This window comes from Micromonospora taraxaci (assembly GCF_007830095.1).
GTDB classification, from domain to species: Bacteria; Actinomycetota; Actinomycetes; order Mycobacteriales; family Micromonosporaceae; genus Micromonospora; species Micromonospora taraxaci.
The window spans coordinates 5,219,378-5,242,565 of record NZ_VIWZ01000001.1 but is presented as its reverse complement, the minus strand read 5'-3'; the positions used below and the strand labels follow the sequence as shown (position 1 = coordinate 5,242,565).

Below are 23,188 nucleotides of genomic sequence, written 5' to 3'. Positions count from 1 at the left end.
TTGATAGCCGTAAGCTATGTAGATGCAGCTCCATCAGCTTCGGTACTTCGTCGCGGTGGCCGAAGTACGACATTTCACCCAAGCCGCCGACATCGTGGGCATCACTCAGCCTTCTCTCAGTAAGCAAATTCACGCTCTGGAGGCCGACCTCGGGGCGCCGCTGTTCGAGCGGGTAAGGGGCAACATCGCCCTCACCGCGGCGGGTGAGGTGCTGTTGCCCCTGGCCACCCGGATCCTCGCCGACGTGGAGACCGCGACCCGGGAGGTGCAGGAGCTGGTCGGGCTCCGTCGGGGTCGCGTCCGGCTCGGGGCCACCCCGAGTCTGGCCACCTCGCTCGCCCCGCCGGTGCTACGCCGGTTCCGCGACGCGCACCCCACCATCGACCTGCGGGTGGAGGAGGGCGGTTCCCAGGACCTGGTGCGGGACCTGCTCCGCGGCGATCTCGACCTGGCGTTGATCATCATGCCGGCGCAGGGCGCCGACCCCGGGCTGCGGGTCGACCCGATCCTGCGGGAGAGCCTGGTGGTGGCCTCGGTGGACGAGGTGCCGACCGCCTCGGCGACCGGCGAGCTGCGCATCACCGACCTGCGCGACCTGCCGATGGTCATGTTCCGCGAGGGCTACGACCTGCGCGACGCCACCATCCAGGCGTGTCGCGAGGCGGGGTTCGAACCGAGCTTCGCGGTGGACGGTGGCGAGATGGACGCCGTGCTCAGCTTCGTCGAGGCGGGGCTCGGCATCGCGCTGGTGCCGGGCATCGTGCTGGCCCGCCGACCGGGCGTGCGGATCACCCCGCTCGCACCGCCGGGGGTGCGGCGGACCATCGCGGTGGCCCGCCGCCGCGACATCGTGCCCACCCACGCGGGGCGGGAACTCCGGCGGATCCTGCTCGACTACATCCAGTCCGCGATCGAGCGGGGCGAGCTGCCGCCCGGCGTCGAGCCACTGACCTGACGAGACCCGACCCGCCGGCCGCCGCCGCCGCGAAGCGGCAGCCCGGCCGGGCTCGTCAGCGACCCTCCGCGTCGTCCATCGCGCGGTAGATCCGTTGCTCCGAGACGGGGTACGGAGTGCCCAGCGCCTGGGCGAAGACGTTCACCCGCAACTCCTCGATCATCCAGCGGATCTGCCGGACGGCGGTCTCCTGCCGGCGGGCCGGCGGCAGGTTGGCGAGCAGGTCCGCGTACTCCTTCTGCACCGTCGCGATGCGGTCCTGCTGCTGGCGGTCACGCTGCGGGTTGCCGCCCAGCCGCTCCATCCGGCGCTCGATGGCGCTGAGGTAGCGCAGCAGGTCGGGCAGCCGCGCGTACCCCGTTTCGGTGATGAACCCGGCGTGCACCAGCCCGGCGAGCTGGCTGCGGATGTCGGCCAGGGCGGCCACCACCGCGAGGTTGCGGGTGGCGCCGAGGCGCTGCTCGACGGCGTAGGCGGCGGCGAGGACCTTGCGAACCCGGTCCATCACCTCGACCACTGTGTCGACCAGGTCGGCGCGGACCTTCTCGCGCAGCGCCGCGAAGCCGCCGGCGTCCCACGCCGGGCCGCCCGCCGCGCCGATCAGCCGGTCGATGGCCGCGCCGGCCGCGTCCTCGATCAGCTCCTGCACGCCGCCGTGCGGGTTGCGGCTCAGCGCCAGCTTCGCCGCGTTGTCCAGCCGGCCCTGAAGGAACCGCGCCGGGGACGGCACGGTGAGGCGCAGCAGCCGACGGGTGCCGGCCCAGTGCGCCGCCTCCGCCTCGGCGGGGGAGTCGAACACCTTCACCCCGACCGTCGCGCCCTCGTCGACGAGCGCCGGGTACGCGGTCACCGCGTAGCCGGCACGGACCTGCTCGATGGTCCGTGGCAGGGTGCCGATGCTCCACTCGCGCAGCCCGGTACGGGCCACCTCCGGGGCGGCGGCCGCCACCACCTGGCGTACCTCCTGGCGGAGTTGACGTTGCAGGGCCGGCAGGTCCTTGCCCTCGGCGACCGGCTTCTCGTCGGCGTCGAGCACCCGGAAGGTCACCCGCAGGTGCGCGGGGAGCTTGCCCGGCTCCCAGGCGTCGCGAGGCACTGTGACACCTGTCATCCGGCGCAGTTGCCGGGTCAGCGCGTCCAGCAGCGGCTCCTCGCCCGGGGTGATCGCCGCCAGAGCGGCGCGGGCGTAGTCCGGCACCGGGACGAAGTTGCGGCGGATCGCCTTGGGCAGCGAGCGGATCAGCGCGATCACCGTCTCCTCGCGCAGCCCCGGCACCTGCCAGTCGAAGCTCTCCGCCGGCACCTGGTTGAGCAGCGGCAGGGGGATGTCGACGGTGACGCCGTCATCCGGTGTGCCCGGCTCGAAGCGGTACGTCAGCGGCAGGCTCACCCCCTGCGTCAGCCACTCGTCCGGGTAGTCGCCCTCGTCCACCCCCGGGCGACCGTCGTTGACCAGCAGGTCGCGGGTGAAGGTGAGCAGGTCGGGCTGCTCGCGGCGGGTCTTCTTCCACCAGCTGTCGAAGTGCCGGCCGGAGGACACGTCGGCCGGGATCCGCTGGTCGTAGAAGCCGAAGATGGTCTCGTCGTCGACCAGGATGTCGCGGCGTCGAGCCCGACTCTCCAGCTCCTCGATCTCGGCGAGCAGCCGCTTGTTGTCCGCCCAGAACTGGTGGTGGGTCTGCCAGTCGCCCTCGACGAGGGCGTGCCTGATGAACAGCTCCCGGCTCAACGCCGGGTCGATCCGCCCGAAGTTGACCTTGCGGGAGCTGACCAGCGGGACGCCGTACAGGGTGACCTTCTCGTAGGCCATCACCGCGGCCTGCTTCTTCTCCCAGTGCGGCTCGCTGTAGCTGCGCTTGACCAGGTGCTGCGCCAGCGGCTCGACCCACTCCGGCTCGACGCGGCCGGCGATGCGACCCCAGAGCCGGGAGGTCTCCACCAGCTCGGCGGCCATCACCCAGCGCGGCGGCTTCTTGAACAGCGCCGAGCCGGGGAAGACGGCGAACTTCGCGCCCCGCGCGCCCAGGTACTCGTGCTTCTGGGCGTCCTTGAGCCCGATGTGCGACAGCAGGCCGGGCAGCAGCGACTGGTGCACCTTCGGGGTGTCGATCTCTTCCGGCAGGTCCGTGCCACCCCGGCGACCCCGGCCGGCGTCCGCGTCGTCCGAGGCGTCGCGCGCCGGCCGCCCACCGCGCCGGTCACCTTCGGCCGGGGTACGCAGCACCTGCCGCAGTTGGCCGACGATGTCCTGCCACTCGCGGACCCGCAGGTAGTTCAGGTACTCCGCCTTGCACATCCGGCGGAACGCGCTGGACGACAGCTCTCGCTGCTGCTCCCGCAGGTAGCGCCACAGGTTGAGGTAGGCGACGAAGTCGGACTCCTTGTCGGCGAACCGGGCGTGCGCCTGGTCGGCCTGGGCCTGCTTCTCCGCCGGCCGTTCGCGCGGGTCCTGGATGGAGAGCGCGGCGGCGATCACCAACACCTCGGTGGCGCAGCCGTTGCGTTCGCCCTCGACCACCATCCGGGCGAGACGGGGGTCGACCGGGAGCTGAGCCAGGCGTCGGCCGAGCGCGGTGAGCCGCTTCGCCGGGTCGGCCTCGGTCGGGTCCAACGCGCCGAGCTCGTGCAGCAGGTTGACGCCGTCGGTGATGTTGCGCTTGTCCGGCGGGTCGATGAACGGGAACGCGGCGAGGTCGCCGAGCCCGATCGCGGTCATCTGGAGGATGACCGACGCCAGGTTGGTCCGCAGGATCTCCGGGTCGGTGAACTCGGGTCGGGACAGGAAGTCCTGCTCGTCGTACAGGCGGATGCAGATGCCGTCCGACGTACGGCCGCAGCGGCCCTTGCGCTGGTTGGCCGACGCCTGCGAGATCGGCTCGATGGGCAGCCGCTGCACCTTGAGCCGGCTGGAGTAGCGGGAGATGCGGGCGGTGCCCGGGTCCACCACGTACTTGATGCCGGGCACTGTCAGCGAGGTCTCCGCGACGTTGGTGGCGAGCACCACCCGGCGTGAGCTGTGCGCGGCGAAGACGCGGTGCTGTTCGGCGGAGGACAGCCGGGCGTACAGCGGCAGGATCTCGGTGCCGAGCAGCGACCGCTTCTTCTGCACCAGCTTGCCCAGCGCGTCGGCGGTGTCCCGGATCTCCCGCTCGCCGCTGAGGAAGACCAGGATGTCGCCGGGCCCCTCGGCGGCCAGCTCCTCGACGGCGTCGCCGATCGCCTGGATCTGGTCGCGGACGTTCTCCTCGTCGCCGTCACCGTCCTCCTCGCCCTCGGCGACCTCCAGCAGCGGGCGGTAGCGAACCTCCACCGGGTAGGTGCGCCCGGAGACCTCGACTACCGGCGCCGGTACGCCCTCCGGCTCGTCGGCGGTGGGCGGCCCGACGAAGTGCCGGGCGAACCGGTCGGTCTCGATGGTCGCCGAGGTGATGATCACCTTGAGGTCGGGGCGGCGGGGCAGCAGCTCCCGCAGGTACCCGAGGATGAAGTCGATGTTGAGGCTGCGCTCGTGCGCCTCGTCGATGATCAACGTGTCGTACTGGCGCAGCATCCGGTCGGTCTGCAACTCGGCCAGCAGGATGCCGTCGGTCATCAGCTTCACCAGGCTGCGTTCGCTGACCTGGTCGGTGAAGCGCACCTTGTAGCCGACCACGTCACCCAGCTCGGTGCCCAGCTCGTCGGCGATCCGGTCGGCCACCGTCCGGGCGGCCAGCCGCCGGGGCTGGGTGTGCCCGATCAGGCCGTGCACCCCGCGCCCCAGCTCCAGGCAGATCTTCGGGAGCTGGGTCGTCTTGCCGGAGCCGGTCTCGCCGGCCACGATCACCACCTGGTGATCGCGGATCGCGGCGGCGATGTCGTCCTTGCGCTCACTGACCGGCAACCCCGCCGGGTACGTGATCACGGGCACCGCCGCTCGTCGGGTGGCGAGCCGCTGCTCGGCCCGGGCCACCTCGGCGGTGATCTCAGCGAGGGCCGCTTCCCGGCGCTGCGGGTCGCGCAGCTTGCGGGCACCGTCGAGGCGCCGCTGGAGCCGGCGCTGGTCGCGGAACATCAGAGGGGTGAGGCGGCGGTGCAGCTCGCGGACCGGGTCGGTCGCGACGGAGGCGGTTGGATTCTGCATGTCGTGCCCAAGGATAGGCAGCCCGACGGCGCACCGCCCCTGGGTTACCGCGCTGCCGGCTCTCCGACTGTCACCTCCCGTCCCCGGACAGCCAGGAGCGGGCCCTAGAGTTGGCGGCCGACGTCGAGCGCTGGGGGAGCCGAATGGACATGCGGGACACCGACCGTGCGTTGGTGCAGGCCGCCACGGCGGTCGCCAAGCTGCGGTGTCGCAGCCAGCACCACACCGTCGCCTCGGCCGCCCGGAACGCCGACGGACGGGTCTTCACCGGGGTGAACGTCCAGCACGCGACCGGAGGTGTCTGCGCCGAGCTGGTGGTCATCGGCACGGCCGCCACGCAGGGAATCACCGAACTGGAGACGATCGTCACGGTCGCCGACCGGGGCCGCGAGGTGACCGCGCCCTGTGACAGGTGTGTGCGGGTCCTGCGGGACTACTTCCCGGCACTGCGGGTGATCATCGGCCCGGTGGACGACCTGCGGGTGGTCCCGCTGGCGGACCTGGCGACAGCGGCCGGGAACGGCACGGCCGGCTGACCCGCTCCGGCATCAGTCGCCGGAGGCCGCCTCCATCATCGACCGAGGCACCGGCACGCCCTCGAACCGCAGGTTGCCCTCCGGAAGCAGCCACGTGGTGACCTGCGCGAGCAGGCGGCCGGCCCGCACGGCCGGGTCGTTGGCGTAGAGGGCGCGCGCCTCGTCCGGCGCGATGGACAGCACGACGAATCCACGGAGGTGCTCGTCGTCGCCGTGCAGAAACGGGCCGGCGGCGAGCACCAACCCCTGCTCCACGAGGCCCGCCTGGTGGGCCAGGTGTGCGTGCTGCAGCCGATCGATCGCGTCCTGCGGCAGCTCCGGCGGATCCGACGGTCGGACCAGGAGCACGACCGTGTGCTGGTCGAATCGCATGCTCACACCCTATGACGCGAATGTCCCTCTTATGGGTGTCAACCGCCATCTGTCCGTCCTGTGATCGTCCGCGAAACTCATTCTCTTTCTGGGGAGAAGGCGATGGGAGGCGCGGCATGGTCAGCAGGCGACAGGTGCTCGCGGCGGGTGCCGCCGGCGGTGCGGTGGCTCTGGTTCCGGCGGGCTGGGCGGCATCGGGGCGGGCGCTGGCCGCGGTGGCGCCGCTGGACGCCGGGGACATCCCGAAGTACGTCGCGCCACTGCGGATCCCACCGGCCATGCCGGCGGTGGCGACCGGGCCCGAGCGGGACGAGTACGTGATCGCGGTCCGAGAGTTCCGCCAGCAGATCCTGCCGCGCCCCTGGCCGCGTACCACCGTGTGGGGTTACGGCTCCACCGCGCACGCCGGCAGCTTCGGTTGTCCGGCGCCCACGATCATGGCGCGGGTGGGTCGACCCGTGCGGGTGACCTGGGTCAACCAGCTCGTCGACGATCGGGGCGACCACCTGCCGCACCTGCTGCCGGTGGACCCCACACTGCACTGGGCCAACCCCGCCGGCGGCGTCGCGCACCGGGACCGCCACGGACGCCCAGACGGCAGCCCGCAGGGGTACCGGGGGCCGGTGCCGCAGGTGGTGCACCTGCACGGCGCGCACAGCGCGCAGGAAAGCGACGGGCATTCCGAGGCGTGGTACCTGCCGGCGGCCCGCGACGTGCCTCCCGACTTCGCCCTGACCGGCGGCGCGTACGCCGAGTTCCGGTCCCGGTTCGCCGAGCGGTACGGCCTGCGCTGGGCCCCGGGCTCGGCGACCTTCGAGTACGACAACGACCAGCGGCCCTGCACCCTCTGGTACCACGACCACACGCTGGGGCTCACCCGCGAGAACGTCTACGCCGGGCCGGCCGGGTTCTACCTGCTCGGCGGGGACGACCTGCCCGACGGGGCGCTGCCCGGCCCGGCGCCGGAGCGCGACGACCCGCCGAACACCGCGTACCACGACATTCCGCTGATGATCCAGGACCGCAGCTTCACCGCCGACGGCGACCTCTTCTATCCCGGCGGCTACTCGTCGCACCCCGACGGGCCGGTCTGGGTGCCCGGGTTCTCCGGCTCCACCATGGTGGTCAACGGCCGTACCTGGCCCACGCTCACCGTGCAGCGACGGCGGTACCGGTTCCGGTTGCTCAACGGCTGCAACAGCCGCTTCCTGCTGCTCAGCGTGACCGCGAACGCCACCGCGCGGCCAGCCCGCCCGGTGCTGCCGGTCTGGCAGATCGGCAGCGACGGCGGTCTCCTCCCGGAGCCGGTGCCGCACGAACGCGTGGCGCTCGGCCCCGCCCAGCGGGTCGACGCGATCGTCGACTTCACCGACGTACCGGCCGGGACCGAGCTGTACCTCGTCAACGAGGGCCCCGACGGGATGTACGGCGGCGGCCGACCCGGTGTGGACTTCGCCCCGGCCGACCCGCGGACCACAGGTCAGGTGCTGCGCTTCGTGGTCACCGACGCCACCGGCGTGGACCCGAGCGTGCCGCCTGAGCAGCTGCGACTGCCGTCGCACCCCAGGCTCGGCCCCGCCCAGCGCGTACGCCGGCTGTCGCTCAACGAGCGGAGATCCGGCGAGTCAACGATCATGCTGCTCGGCGTCCTCGACGAGCGCGGCCGCGGCCTACCGCTGCGCTGGAGCGATCCGCCGACCGAGCAGCCCATCCTCGGCGACACCGAGGTCTGGGAGGTGCGCAACTTCACCCGGCACGTACACCCGGTCCACCTGCACCAGGTCCAGTTCGAGCTGCTCGGCCGTGGGCACTCGGGCAGCGTACGACCCGAACCGGGGGACCGGGGGTGGATGGACACGGCGCTCGCGTACCCGTGGGAGGTGACCCGGATCAAGGCGCGCTTCGACCGGCCCGGCCGGTACGCCTGGCACTGTCACCTCCTCGAGCACGAGGACAACGAGATGATGCGACCGCTGAACGTGCTGCCGCGCGGTGCCGCGGCGGCGGGCGACGGTGGCGTGGCGAGCGCGCCGGTCGGGCCCGGATCGGCATCGACACCTACCGGTTAGGTCCCTTTCCGCAGGTCGGCTAAGGTTAGGCGAACCTAAGCCCGATCGTGCAGGAGATTCGTGACCGCCCTCGCCAGCCGGCCGACCCGGAGTCGGGCCAGCACTCGTACCGGGCGTCGGGTGGCCGTCACCGCCGGGGCCGCGCTGGTCCTGTTGCTCACCGTGCTGGCCAGTTTCGCGTTCGGCAGTCGGCAACTCGGCATCGACCAGGTCTGGCACGCCCTCGTCGCACCGGACGGTGGAGACGCCAGCACCATCGTCCGTGAGCTGCGGATGCCGCGTACCGCCCTCGGCCTCGCCGTCGGGCTCGCGCTCGCCGTCGCCGGCGTGCTGTTCCAGGCGCTCACCCGCAACCCCCTCGCCGAGCCCCGCATCCTCGGCATCAGCGCCGGCGCGTCGTTCGGCGTGGTCCTCGCCATCTCCGTCTTCGGCATCAGCACGCTCGCCGGGTACGTCTGGTTCGGCATCGTCGGGGCACTCGTCGCCGGGCTGCTGGTCTTCGCCATCGCCACCCGGGCCCGCGAAGGCGCCAGCCCGGTCACCCTCGCGCTGGTCGGCGCGGCGCTCGACGCCAGTCTCGCCTCCGGGGTGTACGCGCTGCTCAGCATCGACGCCCGCACCTTCGAGGAGTACCGGTTCTGGGTGGTCGGCGGGCTGTCCGGCCGGGACCTGTCAGTCACCGCGCAGGTGCTGCCCTTCGTCCTCGCCGGGCTGGTGCTGGCCGCCCTGGTGGCCCGAGGTCTGGACGCGCTGGCCCTCGGCGACGACGTCGCCCGAGGCCTCGGCCACCGGATCGGCCTGGTCCGCCTCGGCGGTGGCATCGCCGCCGTGCTGCTGACCGGGGCCGCGGTCGCCGCCGCCGGACCGGTCGCCTTCGTCGGGTTGGCGGTGCCGCACCTCGCCCGCGCACTGGTCGGCGCGGACCACCGCTGGACCCTCGCCGTCTCCGCCCTGCTCGGGCCCGCGCTGCTGCTCGGCGCCGACATCATCGGCCGGGTCGTCGCTCCACCCGGCGAGATACCGGCCGGGATCGTCACCGCCCTGATCGGCGCGCCGCTGCTGGCCGTGCTGGTCCGCCGCGCCCGGGTGGTGACCGCATGACCGTCACCTCGGCAGGGCCAGCCGGGCAGGCCCGGCTGGCCGGGCGGTCGCTGCTGCGGATCGGTCCGGTCAGTCTGCTGATCCGCCGCCGGGCGGTGCTGGTGGCCGCCGTGCTGACAGTGCTCCTCCTGCTGGCCGTCGTGCTCAGCCTCTCGCTGGGCACCCCGTACGTCGCACCGGCCGACGTGCTGCGTGCCCTCTCCGGGGCCGGCACGCCGTACGACCTCGTGGTCTTTGACCTTCGGCTGCCCCGGGTCGTGCTGGCCGCGGCGGCTGGCGCGGCCTTCGGTGTGGCTGGCACGCTCATCCAGAGCGTGGCCCGTAACCCACTCGCCAGCCCGGACGTCATCGGCATCACCCAGGGTGCCGGCCTCGCCGCGACGGTGGCCCTGACCAGCGGAATGGCAGCGGTGCTGGTCGCACCCACCGCGCTGGTGGGCGGGTTGCTCGCGGCGGCGGTGCTGTTCGCCCTCGGTGCCCGGCACGGGCTGGCCGCACAACGGTTCGTGCTCGCCGGGGTGGCGGTCGCGTTCGCCTTCCGGGCGCTCACCGAGGTCGTCATGCTCACCGCCGATCCGATCGACGGTCTCCGCGCGCAGATCTGGCTGATCGGCACCCTGGCCGGCAAGGGCTGGACCGAGGCGGCCTGGATCGCCGGCACGCTGCTGGTGCTGCTGCCGGTGCTCGCCTGGGCCGGCTGGGCGTTGAACAGCACCGCCCTGGACGACGACACCGCCCGGGGGGTCGGACTGCGCCCGGTGGCCCGCCGGATTGGCCTGGCCGGCACCGGCGTACTCGTCGCCGCGATGGTCACCGCCCAGGTCGGCGCCGTCGACTTCGTGGCCCTGGTCGCCCCCCAGGTGGCCCGCCGGTTGGTACGCGCCGAACGACCACCGCTGGTCTGCGCCGCGCTGCTCGGCGCGTTGCTGCTGGTGCTGGCCGACCTGGCCGGCCGACGCCTGTTCGCACCCACCCAACTGCCCGCCGGTGTGCTGACCGCCGCGATCGGCGGCCCGTACCTGATCTTCCTGTTGCTGCGCGGCCGGCGGCGGTCGTCGTGACGCCTCAAGGAGTCGTGTGATGCTCTCCACCCGCGACCTGGTCGCCGGCTACGACGAGCGGACGGTGCTCGACGGGCTCGACCTGGACCTGCCGACCGACGCGTTCACTGTGATCGTCGGCCCGAACGCGTGCGGCAAGTCCACCCTGCTGCGCACGATGGCCCGGCTGCTCAACCCGCGCCGGGGCACGGTGCTGCTGGACGGCACCGCGATCCGCGACCTGCCGACCCGGGAGGTGGCCCGTCGCCTCGGCGTCCTGCCGCAGAGCCCGCTGGTGCCCGAGGGCGTCACAGTGGCGGACCTGGTCGGGCGCGGCCGGCAGCCCTACCAGCGCTGGTGGCGGCAGTGGTCGTCGGAGGACGGCGCGGCGGTCGACCAGGCGATGGTCCTGGCCGACGTGAGCGACCTGGCCGACCGGCCGGTGGACAGCCTCTCCGGCGGTCAGCGGCAACGCGTCTGGATCGCCATGACGCTCGCCCAGGACACCGACGCCCTGCTGCTGGACGAGCCGACCACCTTCCTCGACCTGGCCCACCAGGTGGAGGTACTGGACCTGCTGCACCGGCTGCGCGTCGAGCGGGGCCGCACCGTCGTCGCTGTGCTGCACGACCTGAACCAGGCCGCCCGCTACGCCGACCACCTCGTCGCGATGCGCGCCGGCGCCGTGGTGGCCGCCGGACCGCCCCGGGAGATCCTCACCGCCGACCTGGTGCGTGACGTCTTCGGGTTGGCCTGCGTGGTCGTGCCCTGCCCGGTGACCGGCGCACCGCTGGTGGTGCCCGCGTACACCGGCGGCTCGATTGGCGCGTCCGCTGGCGCGGGAGACCGTGACTCGTCGACGGCGTCCGTACCGGACGCTCGATCCACCAACGGTGACGCGGCCACCCCGCTCGCCGACTCGTACCCCTCGAAAGGACTCTGATGCGTCGTCTCGTCGCCGCTCTCGCCGCGGCCGCCGCCCTCGGCGTCGGACTCACCGCCTGCGGTGAGAGCGACCCGGTCGCCGGCTCCACCGCCGGGGAGACCCGGGAGATCACCCACGCCATGGGCACCACCAAGGTCCCGGCCGAGCCCAAGCGCGTCGTCGTGCTCGACACCGACAAGATCGACACGGCGCTCTCGTTGGGCGTCACCCCGGTCGGCGCCGCCACTGCCGGTGAGGCCAAGAGCTGGCCCACGTACTTCGGCGCGGACAAGCTCGCCAGCATCAAGGAGGTCGGAGTGCTCACCGAGCCCGACCTGGAGGCGATCAACGCGCTGAAGCCGGACCTCATCCTCGGCAGCAAGTTCCGCCAGGAGAAGTTCTACGACGAGCTGGCCGCCATCGCGCCGACGGTGTTCACCGACAAGGTGGGCATCACCTGGAAGGAGAACCTCCTCCTGGACGGCAAGGCACTCGGCCGTGAGCAGCAGGCCAAGGACCTGCTCGGCGCGTACGAGAAGCGGGCCAAGGACTTCGGCGCGACCCTCGGCGACGCCGCCGCCCGCAAGGTGTCGATCGTGCGGTTCATCCCGGGCAACATCCGGGTGTACGGCCCGGACTCGTTCTCCGGCATCGTCATCGGCGACACCGGCCTCGGCCGCCCCGAGCGGCAGTTGCTCGCCAACAAGGAGGACAAGCGCTTCGACCTGGTCAGCCCCGAGCGCGTCAACGAGGTCGACGGCGACGTCATCTTCGTGACCGCGTACGGCGACAAGGCCGCAGCCGAGCAGAGCAAGGTCACCGGCGGGACTCTGTGGAAGGGCCTCAACGCCGTCAAGGCCGGCAAGGCGTACCCCGTCTCCGACGAGGTCTGGATGACCGGCATCGGCGTCGGCGCCGCCAACAAGATCCTCGACGACCTGGCCAAGTACATCCCGGCCGCCTGAGCCACGCCCGCCCCGTGCCCCTCCGGGCCCTCCGGGCCTCCCGCGGGCTCCAAGATCCGCGCAAGTTCGGGGAAACTGCTGCCTCAATTGCTGGCGAGGCAGCAGAATCCCTGAAGTTGCGCGGATCTTGCCTGTCTGGGGTGCTCAGCGGGAGCGGGACCTCAGGGCTTGACGAAGTTCGGCCAGGAAGCCGTCGAAATCCTCACGGAATCGCTTCGCGGTGACGTGGAGGACAAGCCAGTCCTCACCCAGTAGGCGGTTGAGGCGGCGTCGGTCCCGGTGGAACTGCTCGGGGTCGTCGTGCCACAAGCCGTCGTACTCGACGGCGACCTTGAGGCGTGGCCACGCAAGATCGAGTCGGGCCACGAACCTCCCGTCGCGTTCGACGACGAACTGGGTCACGGGAACCGGCACTCCGGCGAGCACGATCCGCACCCGCAACCGCGACTCCGGGGCGGATTCCGCGCCCGCGTCGGCCAGCTCGGCGACCTGCGTCATCCGTTTCCAGCCCCGCTTGCCGACCCGGGGCCTGATCGATGCACGTAGCTCAGGGATCGCCACCAGTCGGTGGTGGGCGAGGCGATCCACGATCGCGACAGCTTCCTCGGTTGGCAGCCATTGGGCCAGATCCCGGCAGGTGCGGGTTGGCGTGGTCAGCGGAATGCCGTGACGTAGCGTGATGTCGGTCGCAGCAAACTCGCCGCGGTGCACGATGAGCCCCTTGACCGGACCGAACCGCTGACCGGTAGGCACGAGCACGTCAAGTGGCTCGTGACTGACCACCGACGGCGCGTCGTAGAGTGCCGCAGCACTGCGACCCGCGACCACCACACCTGCTGGCAGAACCCACTGCGCCACGGCGGCGCAGCGAACGCGATGAGTGATCGCAAGCCCGGCATCCGCGTAGACGTCTCGGAACAGGGGGCGCCATGCCGCGCTTCGCAGCTCCGTCCGAGTGAGCAGGCCTTCGGTGACGACGTCGGAGCCGCGAAACACGCGTCCCTGCAAACTCGCCGGCCGTCGAGGGGGAACAGGCATGACGAAACCTTGACCGACGGAGGTGCTCGCTTGCAGTCCCTGTGGATAACCCCAATAGGTGCCCGAACGCCATGATCCGCGCACCTTCGGTGTTCTTGCTGCCTCTTCGCGACAGGAGGCAGCAGTATCACCGAAGGTGCGCGGATCTTGGGCGGTGAATAGGGGTGGGTGGATTGGTGGTTAGGCGGCGGTGGACCAGATGGCGCGGAAGGCGGCTGCTTCGCCGGACAGCCATCGCTCGATCTGGTCGGGCTTGGCGTCGGTGGGCATGTGGTGGGCCTGGCCGCGACGGACGTCGACCAGGACCGGCTCGGCGTGCGGGAGCACCGCGTCCATGTGTCGGGCCATCAGGTGCAGGGTGGCGAGCACCGACTCCTCGCTCGGTGGAGTCTCGTCGAAGTGCAGGCGGATGGCTTCGGCGCGACCGTCGGAGTGGCGTACCCCGAAATGGGGGTTGATCTTGACGGGTAGGTCACCCAGCATGGCCAGGGCGTCGCGGGTCTGGGCGAGGTCGACGGCGGCCGGCTCGCCGAGGGAGTGCAGCCAGGCCGTGGCGCCGGGAACGAGCGCCTGGTAGAGCGGGCGCCACCGTGGCTTGACCACGTCGACCACCCCGGTCAGGTGCGTGCCGCCGGTGTGGAAGGCGATGTCGGCCTTGAGTGCCTTGACGAACTGGCCGTGCGGGTTGAAGCCGGACCGGCTCGCGCGCTGCTTGCGCAGCCCTCCGACGAAGGTCGCCTTGGTCGGGCCGGTGCGGTCGACGTAGCGGGTGAAGCCGAGCAGGGTGGCGTAGGGAGTGAGGGGGGTGGAGGCGGGCGCGGTCATGGGCATCCTCCCAGGTCAGGAACCCGATTAGTACATACATTCTAATCGACACCCCTGACATCGCCCAGCGAATCTGGGTGCCGGAAGTTGTCTCTTGGAGGTCCCTCACAGGGTCAGCCGGCGGCGACCGGATCGCGCACTGTGACGCCGGTCAGGTCGTCGACGGCCCAGTCGGCTTTCAGTGCGTCCAGCTCCTCAATGGCGAAGGTGGTGGCCACCGCGATGACCCGCATGCCTGCCGCGCGACCCGACTCGATGCCCGCCGGGCTGTCCTCGACCACGACGCAGTCGGCCGGCGGGCAGCCCAGGCGCGCCGCCGCCATCAGGTAGCCGTCCGGGGCCGGCTTACCGTGGGCCGTGTCGTCGGCGGTGACCAGCACCCGGGGGGCCGGCAGTCCCAGGTGGCGGAGTCGGATCTCGGCCAGTCGGTGCCACGCCGAGGTCACCACGGCCCACCGCCGCGGGGGCAGCGCGGCCAACAGCCGCGCTGCCCCGGCGACCGGCCGGAGGCCGTCGGTGTCCTGCTCCTCGCGCCGGGCCAGGTCCGCCACCTCCGCCGCCAGGTCGAGGTGGGGAGCCATCAACCGGACGGTGTCGGCCAACTGGAGGCCGTGCGAGACGCGCAGCAGCTCGTCGACGTCCAGGCCGTGCCGGCGGCACCAGTCGCGCCACTTGCGCTCCACGCAGACCTGGGAGTCGACAAGGGTGCCGTCCATGTCCAGCAACAGGGCGCCGCAGGCGATGGTCACCGTCCGGCCGGCCGTGGTGATCGTGAGCTGCATCGTCGTACCGATCCGGCGGTCAGCGCTCGGCGCCGACGAACCGTTGACCCATTCCCCGGGTCTGCACCAGCTCGGGGTACGCCCGGGTCGGGTCGCCGTACGTGTTGCCGGCGCGGTCCTTGCCCCGGGCCAGGAAGATCTGGTGCTTGTGCCCCACCCCCTCGTGGTTGAACCGGACACTCGTGCTGATGTAGCGCATGGTGAACCCGCACCGCCGCAGTGCGCTGCGGTTGACCTCGCTGCTGTGGACGAGGGCCCCGGAGTGGATGCTGAACTGGTTGGGCCGTAGCTGCACGGGGATGGCCCGGCTGGCGTCGACGCGACTCTGGTCCAGCTCCTCGTCGAAGACGCTGGTGTCGTCCGTGACGCGCCGGTAGCTTTCCGTGCCGTCGACGTGGCTGCCAGGGATGACCTTCATGCAGCCGTTCTCCAGCGTGGACGGGTCGATCGCCAACCAGATCGTCATGGCCTGGCCGGCCGGTTCGATCATCTCCCGCCAGAAGTAGCCGTCGGTGTGCCACGGGACGCTCTTGCCGTCGCCCGCCGGCTTGCAGAAGAAGTGCGACGTGAACAGGGCGATGTCCGGCCCCACCACGCTCTCGACCACGTCGAGCACGTCCGGGTCGAGCAACCACCGGAACAGTTCCGGGTCGGTGAAGTGTGGAACGTCCATGTCCTCGGGCCGCTCTCCCTCGGGCAGGGCGGCGAGCTTGCGTTCGAAGTGGTTCTTGAGGCCGAGAAAGGTGTCCGGCTTGAGCAGTCCGTCGCCGATGACGTATCCGTCGGTGCGGTACGCCGCCACCTGTTCCGGGTCGAGCCCTCGCTTGCTGGTGCTCATCGCGTTGCCATCCTCTCTGACGCCAGCATCGACGCCGTCGTCGTCACCTCCCGGTCTGGGAGGAAGTCGTCGCGCACCCGTCGGTGCGCCCGTTCCCCGATCTCCTGGCGATCCGTCGCGTCACTCAGGACGGCGGCGACGATCTGGCCCAGGCCCCGCAGGTCCGCCGGATCGGTCAGCAGGAAACCGTCGACCCCGTCGGTGATCTGCGCTCGGATGCCGCCCACGGCGCTGCCCACCACCACCCGCGACTTCCACATGGCCTCCGACACGGTGAGGCCGAAGCCCTCGGCGAGGCTCTTCTGTACGACCACGTCGGACGCCCGCTGAACCGCATTGACCAGCAGCGCGTTCTCCGTCGGGTCGGCCATGGGGAGGCAGATCAGACTCACCCGTCGCCGCTGTGCCGGTGACAGCTTCCGCCAGTGGTCGAGGCAGTCCGCGTACCAGAAACCCTGCTCGACGTCGTCGGCGATCGCCGCGGGATCCGGGCCGACCAGGGCGAGATGCCCGACCGGTACGTGGTCGGTGACCGCGGTGAGGACGCCGGCCATGTCCTTGAGCCGGTCCCACCGGGACACCTGGGTGATCAGCGGTTCGCCGAGCTGATGGCCGCCGTCGGAGATCACGCTCGGCGTGGACTGGAGTCGGACGTCTCCCGCCGCGGTCTCCAGCAGCAGCGGCGACCTCGCCGGTGCGCCGGCTGGGTCGAGACCGCACTGCGCCAGGCAGGCGCGGACGGTGTCGGCCGGCAGGTCGACGTTCTTGGCGTCGAACGGGGAGATGAACGGCGGTTGGATCAGTACGGTCCGGTCGCGCAGCCGGGCGGGGACGTGGTCGGCGACCGAGAAGATCAGCGAGTCGACCTCGTCCAGCAGTTCGGTCAGGAAGTCCCACCCGCGCTCGGCGGCGTCGGTGGGCTCGTCCACGCCGACGTGGCAGCGCCAGTGCACCGACGCGACCCGGCCCGCCAGTGACGGGACCAGGCCGGCGGTCTGGTGGTCGTGCAGGATCACCACGTCGCGACTGTCGACCTTCTGGACGAGGCGGTCGGCGGCGGGCTTGAGGGCACGCAGGTACGCCTCGCGCTCGGCCGGACCGAGCGGACCCCCGTCGCCGTCGCTGCCGTAGAGGGCCACACCGAGCCGTTTGGTGATCCGGAAGAACGCGTCGTCTCCGCTGACCACCGCCCACCGGGACCGCACACCCAACTCGTCGTAGAGGGGCAGCAACGTCCGCAGCATCTCGGCCACGCCACCGCCGGTCGGGGTGGAGTTGACGTGCCAGAGCGTGCCGCCGTGGAGCCGGTCCTGGATCTCCGCGGCGGCTCGCCGGAGCCGGTCGGCCCGCTGCGGGCCGATGAGCCGTTCGAGTGAGGCGAGCACCGGCCTCGACCGGACTGGGTTGATCGTCAACATCGGGGCACCTCCTTTCGGCTACGCGGTCAGCTGAACCGCTTGGGCCGCCTGCCCGACGCGTTGCTTGAGCAGGCCGACCAGCATGTGGTTGACCGAGAGCATCAGGTCCTCGAAGTGGAAGTTGTTGTCGTTGCGTCCGGTCTGGCCGGGGAACCGGGAGGTGCCGGGCACGACGAGGCACACGTCGGCCAGTTCCCGGCAGCGACCGCCGTCGCCCTTGGTCATCGCGAAGGTGCGCGCGCCGGCCTTCGTCGCGGCCTGCAGGGCCCGTACCACGTTGGGGGAGTTGCCACTTCCGCTGTACGCCATGACCAGGTCGCGTTCGGTGGCGAACGGTTCGAGGGAGGCGGAGAACATGTTGTCCGGGCCGAGGTCGTTGACCAGTCCACTGAGCTCCGCCGAGGACCCGCACAGGTTGACGAAGGTGAGCCGTCGCACCGACGCCGACACCGGCCGGCTCTTGTCCTCGGAGACGAACGGGTGGTGCTTGAAGTCGCAGTAGGCGTGGTCGAGGGTGCCGGCGTTGCCGCCGTTGCCCATCGCGTACACCGTGCCGCCCTCGTCGTAGGTGCGGAACAGCATCTCCGCGGCGGCCACCACGGCGTCGACCGGGAACTGGTCGATGATGGCGCGCTTCTCCGCCAGGTAGAGCTGGATGTCGTCGACGGTGCTCATACCCGCGCCCCCACGTGCTCGACCTCGATGCGACCGTTGCCGCGGTTGGTGTCGTCCGCCCACCGGATCACGTCGTCCAGTTCCGGGGTGGAGACCTCGACGGACGTGTAGTCCGACTCGGCGATCACCCGGTGCAGCACGTTCGCGGCCGAGGACCAGCCCGACCTGCGGGCGTGCACCGCGCGTGGCAGGGCGTCGGTGTCGATGACGGCGTCGGTGTCCCCGGGTGCCGGCGTGCCGTTGAGGACTGTCGCCTGCCCGTCGACGACGTAGTTGGTCTCCACCTTCTGCTGGTGCGACTGCAACGACGACTGGTGCCCGGCGGTCATGTGGATCTGCTTGAGGGCGTACGGGATGTCGCCGAGGTTGTTGGTGTACCAGACCTCGTGCCCCCACGGCTTGTCGACGCGGTAGGAGTCGACGTCGCGGCAGTGGGCAGCTGTGGTCGGGGAGACCGGGACGTCCCAGGACTCGTGCACGGGACCGGTAGTGGATCCGGCCTCCACCACCACGGCCGGCTCCACGCCGACCTGGGCGAAGCGGTAGGTCGCGCCCGGCTCCGCGTGCCAGCCCCGTAGGTAGCCGTACTCGCGGTGACCGCTGCCGTCGGCGTGCCGTGACTCGACGCGGACCCGGCCGCCGATCACGATGAAGCTGCGGTGGTCGCCGGGGTGGCACCGGTACGGGGAGCTGGCGCCGAGGACCAGCTCGTGTTCGACGAACAGGTAGGGGGCCTGCGGGAGGTCGTGGGCGAGATTCTTCGGCGGGTCGATTCGCGTCATCGCTGGCTGTCTCCGATCTCGGGGGAGTTGGTGGTCACGGCTCGGATCCGGCTGGCCACACCGGGGGCGTCGAGCTCGTAGCGTTCGTAGAGTTCCTCCGGCGAGCCGGCCTGCCCGTAGTCGTCGACTCCCCAGGCGTCGAACCGGACGTGCCGGTCGAGGCCCAGCACGATCCGTCCGACCTCGTCGATGAGGCCGCCGCGGATGAAGTGGTCCTCGAAGACGAGGACGTGCCGGTGCTGCCTCAGCAGGTCGGTGGTGGCGGGCACGTCCAGGGGGAGGGACGAGGCGTTGACCACTGTGGGCCGGAGACCGGTCGGGGCGAGCAGTTCGACGGCGTCGAGCACCACCGGCACCATGCCGCCCATCGTCACGACGGCGACGTCCGTACCGTGGCTGACGACGTCCGGGTGGCCGGAGCGGAACCGGTAGTCCTGGTCGTGCACCTCGCGTTGGGGCTGCCGGCACAGCCGCAGATAGATGGGCCGGTCATGGGTCACCGCGTAGGCCACCATGGCGCGCGTCTCCACGCCGTCGGCCGGTTGCAGCACCTCCACGTTCGGCAGGCTGCGCATCAGGGCCAGATCGCGCAGCCCCATCTGGGTGGGGCCGTCCTTGCCGATGGCGAGCCCCGCGTGCGTGCCCACCAGCACGACACCGGCGTTGTTGAGACCCACCGACTGGAAGATCTCCAGGAACTTGCCGGTCAGGAAGTGACCGAAGCTGGCGACGAAGGGGCGGTACCCCTCCTGGGCCAGGCCCGCCGCGACGCCGATGCCGTTGGCCTCGGCGATGCCGATCTCGAAGAACCGGTCGGGGAAGGTCTTCTTGAACTGGGTGGTCTTGGTCGCCGAGGCGAGGTCGCAGTTGACGACCAGGACGTTCTCGTGGTCCGCGGCGACGTCCACCAACGCGTCCCCGAACCAGTCGCGCGTCGCCTTCACACGCTCACCCGCCCCAGGTAGCCGATGGCGTCCTCGTACACCTCCGGGGTCATGGTGCCGCTGTGTGAGCCGTTGAGCAGGATCTGTCCGGGGCCGAGGTAGCCCTTGCGGGTGTGCGCGATGATCACGGACGGCTGCATCCAGTTGTCCCGCGCGTTGGCGACGGCGTCCCGGATCGCCAGGTGGGAGTGGCCGTTGACCTCCTGGACGTGCCAGTGGAACGACCGCAGCTTCTCCGGGAGGGGGTGCAGCGGCATGATCTCTTCGAGCGTGCCGTCGTTCTGGCTGCGGTTGTAGTCGACGAGTAGCACCACGTTGCCCAGGCCCCGGGCCCCGGCGTACATGATGGCCTCCCACATCTGCCCCTCCTGCAACTCGCCGTCACCGACGAGGCAGTACACGTTGGAGTTGTCGCCCCGCAGGCGTCGCGCCTGGGCGCGCCCGATGCCGACCGACAGGCCCTGGCCGAGCGCGCCGGTGCTCACCGCCACGAGATCCAGCCGGGTGCGGTCGGGGTGTCCCTGGAGTCGGCTGTCGATCCGGCGCAGCGTGCCGATCTCGGCGGTGTCGAGGTCACCGGCGACCATCAGGGCGGCGTACCAGGTCGGTGCGGCGTGGCCCTTGGAGAGGACGAAGACGTCGTTGCCGGCGGTGTCCATCTGGTCGAACTTGAGCACGCTGACCAGGTCCGCGCAGGAGAGTGACGATCCCACGTGGCCGGAGCCGGCGAGGTGGATCATTTTGAGCAGATGTGCCCGTACGTCGTTGGACAACTGCGCGAGGCGGGAGAGTCGATACGGCAGTTCGAATTCATCGTCCACCAGATTCGGGTGCCGGTCCGGTGGTAGCGCGTCGAGATACGTCATGCTGGCAGTCAACAGATTCCGCCCTTCGAAACGAAGTGAGGAAAGGTCGTCGGACCTCTCCGATGTTCGGATTTCGGGCAGCATTCAACGCGCTTTTCTGTTGCTAGAAAAGTGTCGCTAGAATGCGTGCCGAATTGGCTGCGCGAATGGCGCAGCCTGTTGGTCGCATCTTTTCTGTGCGATTTGTCTGGCGGTCGTGGCACCCGCCCAGACGTCAGATGGAGGCGAATCGGCGCCTCGTGGTGCGAAACTTAATGACACCCCCGGCATAGACATTGTTGAGTATCTTCCTGTCACGAGATTTCCACAGAGCGCCATAGGCGTCAAGCGCTCGGTCACAGAAACATCGCCCGATCGGCTATTTTCTCTTTAAACAGTGATCCGCGTCACACCGGTGTTGGTGCAATTCCCACGGATCCCTGTGCTGTCTTTCGAGGGATACAGTGGCGTCATTTTCTGGAAACACAGGTAACGCTATCGAGATCACTTCACGCGGCTATAGCCGACGATGTTCGGCAAGCGCCAAGAATGGTGTCGGCCCGCATTGCAGCGGCCTGACCGGCGTCCTGTTCGCGCACGCCACCGACTTGCTTCGCGGCGGCCCTTGGTGATCAGTCCAGCGCCACCACGGCGTGCGGTTCGTAGCACCCCTCGAGCTGGTCGACCTCGTCCGCCGACAACTCGACGTCGAGGGCGCCCAACGCCTCGTCGAGCTGCCGCACGTCCGTCACGCCGATGATCGGGGCGCTCACCACGGGCTGCCGCAGCAGCCAGGCCAGCGCGATCTGCGCCCGAGGTGTCCCTCGGCCCTGGGCGACATCACCGAGTCGGGCCGCGACCGCCCGGTCCGAGTCCTCGGTCCGGGCGTACAGGCTGTGCCCGAAGGCGTCATCGGCCGTACGCCGGGTGCTCGTGGTCCAGTCACGGGCCAGCTTGCCGCGGGCCAACGGACTCCACGGCAGAGTGCCGATCCCCCGGGCCCGGCAGAGGGGGAGCATCTCCCGCTCCTCCTCGCGGTAGATCAGGTTGTGGTAGTTCTGCATGCTGACGAACCGGGACCAGCCGTGCTGCTCGGCGACCTGCAATGCGGTGGCGAACTGCCACGCGTACATCGAGGACGCGCCGAGATAGCGAACCTTGCCGGCCCGTACGACGTCGTGCAGGGTCTCCAACGTCTCCTCGATCGGAGTGGACGGATCCCAGCGGTGAATCTGGTACAGGTCCACATAGTCGGTGCGGAGCCGGCGCAGGCTGTTGTCCAGCTCGGCGAGTATCGCCTTGCGCGACAGCCCCCGCTGGTTGGGTCCCGGCCCCATCGGGCCGAAGACCTTCGTGGCAATGACCACGTCGTCGCGTCGCGCGTACTCGCCGAGGGCGCGGCCGAGGATCTCCTCGCTGGAGCCGTCGGAGTAGACGTTGGCGGTGTCGAAGAAGGTGATGCCGGCGTCGAGCGCGTGGCGGATCACCCTCCGGCTCTCCGACTCGGGCAGCGTCCACGAGTCGGCCCCACGGTGTGGTTCGCCGAAGCTCATCCCACCGAGGCAGAGCTGGGAGATGGTGAGCCCCGTCGAGCCGAGCCGCGCATACCGCATCGTCGAACCTCCTGTCACCGTGCCCGGGGACCGCGTGGTGCGGGCGGCCGGGTCACCGGACCGCCCGTGGCAGCGCGCCCAGCACCAGCGCGGCGCCGACCGCCATGATCGCGAAGACCATCACCATGCCGAACGCGTCGGTCAGTGGCCCCACCACGATCGGCGCCGAGATGGCGCCGACCCGGGACAGCGCCGAGACCATGGACGCCGTTCGGGCCGGGGGAATGCCGTGCCGCACGCTGAGCTGGTCGGCCGAGCCGAAGAGCAGGGGGAAGGCCGGCCCGGCCCCGAAGCCCGCCATGGCGACCGCCGCCAACGCCCACCACACCGGCGCGCCGACGAGCGTGCACACCAGACCGATACCCACAGCCGTCATCATGGTGGCGCCGCTGATCGCCGCGACCCTCGCCTGGCCGACCCGGGACACCGCCGCGTCCAACAGCAGGCGGGAGGCCAGCAGGCCGGCGCCGAAGAGCACCGGCGCCGCGGCTGCCACCTGCGGTGTCGCGTCGAACCCGCGGCTCAACAGGAGACCGGTCCACTCCTGCCCCGGGCTCTCCACATAGCTGGCGGCCACCGCCGCGAGCCCCAGCACCGGCAGCACGTACCGCAGGCGAGCAAGGGAACGCGCCGGTCGCGCCGGGCCATCGCCCGTCGAGGCTGGCGTGGACGAGCTGTCGCCCGTCGAGGCCAGCTCGGACGGGCCGTCGACCGGCGGGGTCGGCCCGGGCGGGCCCTCGGCCACCATCCCCTTGCGGCCGAGGGCGATTGCGAGCTGGGCGACCAGCGCCACCGTGGCGGCGATGCCGACGTGCAGGGCCACCGGCACCCGGAGCCCGGCGGCGACCGTGCCGAGCACGCCCGCACCGGCCAGTGAGAGCGACCAGGTGGCGTGCATGCGGCCCATCAGGGTCGTGGCGCGGTGCTGCTGCACCCGGACCGCGAAGGCGTTCATCACCACGTCGTGCGCGCCGTCGAGGATGCCCAGCAGCAGCAGCGCACCGCCCAACAGGATCAACTGCGGCGCCCACGCCACACCGACGGCCAGCAGCGCGTAACCCGCCCCGGCGAGCAGCGTGGCCGACCGTTCGCCGACGGCGCGGGCGAGCAGGGGGGCGACCAGCGAACCGAGCAGCCCACCGATCGCCGCCGCGAAGAGCACCACACCGAACTGGGTCTCGCTGGCGGACACCCGGTCCGCGATCTCGGGAAAGCGGGTGAGCAGGCTGCCGTAAAGTGCGCCGTTGACCGCGAAAGCGACCGCCGGCACGCGCCAGTCGCTGCTGGTGCGGCCGTCCAGGCCGTCCGCGACATCGACGCTCATGTGGCTAACTTATACGTATCA

General features: G+C 70.8%; 20 protein-coding genes. 7 read left to right on the top strand and 13 right to left on the bottom strand.

All coding sequences use genetic code 11. From position 1 onward, the window contains the following. Positions 1–22: 22 nt before the first annotated feature. Positions 23–955: a LysR family transcriptional regulator gene (locus tag FHU34_RS23730; RefSeq protein WP_145784176.1), complete on the top strand. Its 933-nt coding sequence runs from the start codon at positions 23–25 to the stop codon at positions 953–955. 55 nt (positions 956–1,010) lie between these two features. On the opposite strand, the gene hrpA is transcribed toward FHU34_RS23730, so the two are convergent. Beyond that, positions 1,011–5,075, bottom strand: a complete 4,065-nt coding sequence (gene hrpA / locus FHU34_RS23725; RefSeq protein WP_145784173.1) for an ATP-dependent RNA helicase HrpA — start codon at positions 5,073–5,075, stop codon at positions 1,011–1,013. Between the two features lie 149 nt (positions 5,076–5,224). Here hrpA and FHU34_RS23720 point away from each other — a divergent pair, with 149 nt between their 5' ends. Beyond that, complete coding sequence (locus tag FHU34_RS23720) at positions 5,225–5,611, top strand: cytidine/deoxycytidylate deaminase family protein (protein WP_244311807.1); 387 nt, start codon at positions 5,225–5,227, stop codon at positions 5,609–5,611. Between the two features lie 12 nt (positions 5,612–5,623). On the opposite strand, the gene FHU34_RS23715 is transcribed toward FHU34_RS23720, so the two are convergent. Next, positions 5,624–5,983, bottom strand: a complete 360-nt coding sequence (locus FHU34_RS23715; RefSeq protein ID WP_145784169.1) for a YciI family protein — start codon at positions 5,981–5,983, stop codon at positions 5,624–5,626. Between the two features lie 116 nt (positions 5,984–6,099). Here FHU34_RS23715 and FHU34_RS23710 point away from each other — a divergent pair, with 116 nt between their 5' ends. From FHU34_RS23710 to FHU34_RS23690, 5 genes are read left to right on the top strand one after another with little or no spacing between them, the layout of a single operon-like run. Beyond that, entirely contained in the window at positions 6,100–8,052 is a 1,953-nt protein-coding gene (locus tag FHU34_RS23710; RefSeq protein WP_145784167.1) for a multicopper oxidase family protein, read from the top strand. A 60-nt stretch (positions 8,053–8,112) separates the two neighbouring features. Beyond that, a complete protein-coding gene (locus tag FHU34_RS23705) occupies positions 8,113–9,153 on the top strand; it encodes a FecCD family ABC transporter permease (RefSeq protein WP_145784165.1) in 1,041 nt (346 codons plus the stop codon). Beyond that, entirely contained in the window at positions 9,150–10,214 is a 1,065-nt protein-coding gene (locus FHU34_RS23700) for a FecCD family ABC transporter permease (protein WP_244311806.1), read from the top strand. The genes FHU34_RS23705 and FHU34_RS23700 overlap by 4 nt, the downstream gene beginning before the upstream one ends. 19 nt (positions 10,215–10,233) lie before the next feature. Continuing rightward, the gene (locus tag FHU34_RS23695) at positions 10,234–11,136 is read left to right on the top strand and encodes an ABC transporter ATP-binding protein (RefSeq protein WP_145784162.1); all 903 of its coding nucleotides are present in this window, start codon (positions 10,234–10,236) and stop codon (positions 11,134–11,136) included. After that, entirely contained in the window at positions 11,136–12,083 is a 948-nt protein-coding gene (locus tag FHU34_RS23690; RefSeq protein WP_145784161.1) for an ABC transporter substrate-binding protein, read from the top strand. Before FHU34_RS23695 ends, FHU34_RS23690 begins: the two co-directional genes overlap by 1 nt. A gap of 144 nt (positions 12,084–12,227) precedes the next feature. Here the strand turns inward: FHU34_RS23690 and FHU34_RS23685 are convergent, their stop codons facing one another. From FHU34_RS23685 to FHU34_RS23635, 11 genes are all read right to left on the bottom strand, one after another. Beyond that, complete coding sequence (locus tag FHU34_RS23685; protein WP_145784159.1) at positions 12,228–13,205, bottom strand: endonuclease domain-containing protein; 978 nt, start codon at positions 13,203–13,205, stop codon at positions 12,228–12,230. 96 nt (positions 13,206–13,301) lie between these two features. After that, on the bottom strand, positions 13,302–13,946 hold the full coding sequence (locus FHU34_RS23680; protein ID WP_145784157.1) for a hypothetical protein: 645 nt from the start codon (positions 13,944–13,946) through the stop codon (positions 13,302–13,304). A gap of 113 nt (positions 13,947–14,059) precedes the next feature. Beyond that, positions 14,060–14,728, bottom strand: a complete 669-nt coding sequence (locus FHU34_RS23675; protein ID WP_244311805.1) for an HAD-IA family hydrolase — start codon at positions 14,726–14,728, stop codon at positions 14,060–14,062. A 19-nt stretch (positions 14,729–14,747) separates the two neighbouring features. Then, the gene (locus FHU34_RS23670; RefSeq protein ID WP_145784155.1) at positions 14,748–15,566 is read right to left on the bottom strand and encodes a phytanoyl-CoA dioxygenase family protein; all 819 of its coding nucleotides are present in this window, start codon (positions 15,564–15,566) and stop codon (positions 14,748–14,750) included. Then, a complete protein-coding gene (locus FHU34_RS23665) occupies positions 15,563–16,984 on the bottom strand; it encodes a glycosyltransferase (RefSeq protein ID WP_145784152.1) in 1,422 nt (473 codons plus the stop codon). The genes FHU34_RS23670 and FHU34_RS23665 overlap by 4 nt, the downstream gene beginning before the upstream one ends. 18 nt (positions 16,985–17,002) lie before the next feature. Then, positions 17,003–17,659, bottom strand: coding sequence for a D-sedoheptulose-7-phosphate isomerase (locus FHU34_RS23660; RefSeq protein WP_145784150.1), 657 nt, complete (start codon positions 17,657–17,659; stop codon positions 17,003–17,005). Further along, positions 17,656–18,441: a cupin domain-containing protein gene (locus FHU34_RS23655; protein ID WP_145784148.1), complete on the bottom strand. Its 786-nt coding sequence runs from the start codon at positions 18,439–18,441 to the stop codon at positions 17,656–17,658. Before FHU34_RS23655 ends, FHU34_RS23660 begins: the two co-directional genes overlap by 4 nt. Next, positions 18,438–19,385: a transketolase family protein gene (locus FHU34_RS23650; protein WP_167524889.1), complete on the bottom strand. Its 948-nt coding sequence runs from the start codon at positions 19,383–19,385 to the stop codon at positions 18,438–18,440. Before FHU34_RS23650 ends, FHU34_RS23655 begins: the two co-directional genes overlap by 4 nt. After that, complete coding sequence (locus FHU34_RS23645) at positions 19,382–20,251, bottom strand: transketolase (RefSeq protein ID WP_167524888.1); 870 nt, start codon at positions 20,249–20,251, stop codon at positions 19,382–19,384. Before FHU34_RS23645 ends, FHU34_RS23650 begins: the two co-directional genes overlap by 4 nt. Positions 20,252–20,862: 611 nt before the next feature. After that, a complete protein-coding gene (locus FHU34_RS23640) occupies positions 20,863–21,843 on the bottom strand; it encodes an aldo/keto reductase (protein WP_145784142.1) in 981 nt (326 codons plus the stop codon). A 52-nt stretch (positions 21,844–21,895) separates the two neighbouring features. Further along, entirely contained in the window at positions 21,896–23,167 is a 1,272-nt protein-coding gene (locus FHU34_RS23635; RefSeq protein ID WP_145784140.1) for an MFS transporter, read from the bottom strand. Positions 23,168–23,188 lie beyond the last annotated feature (21 nt).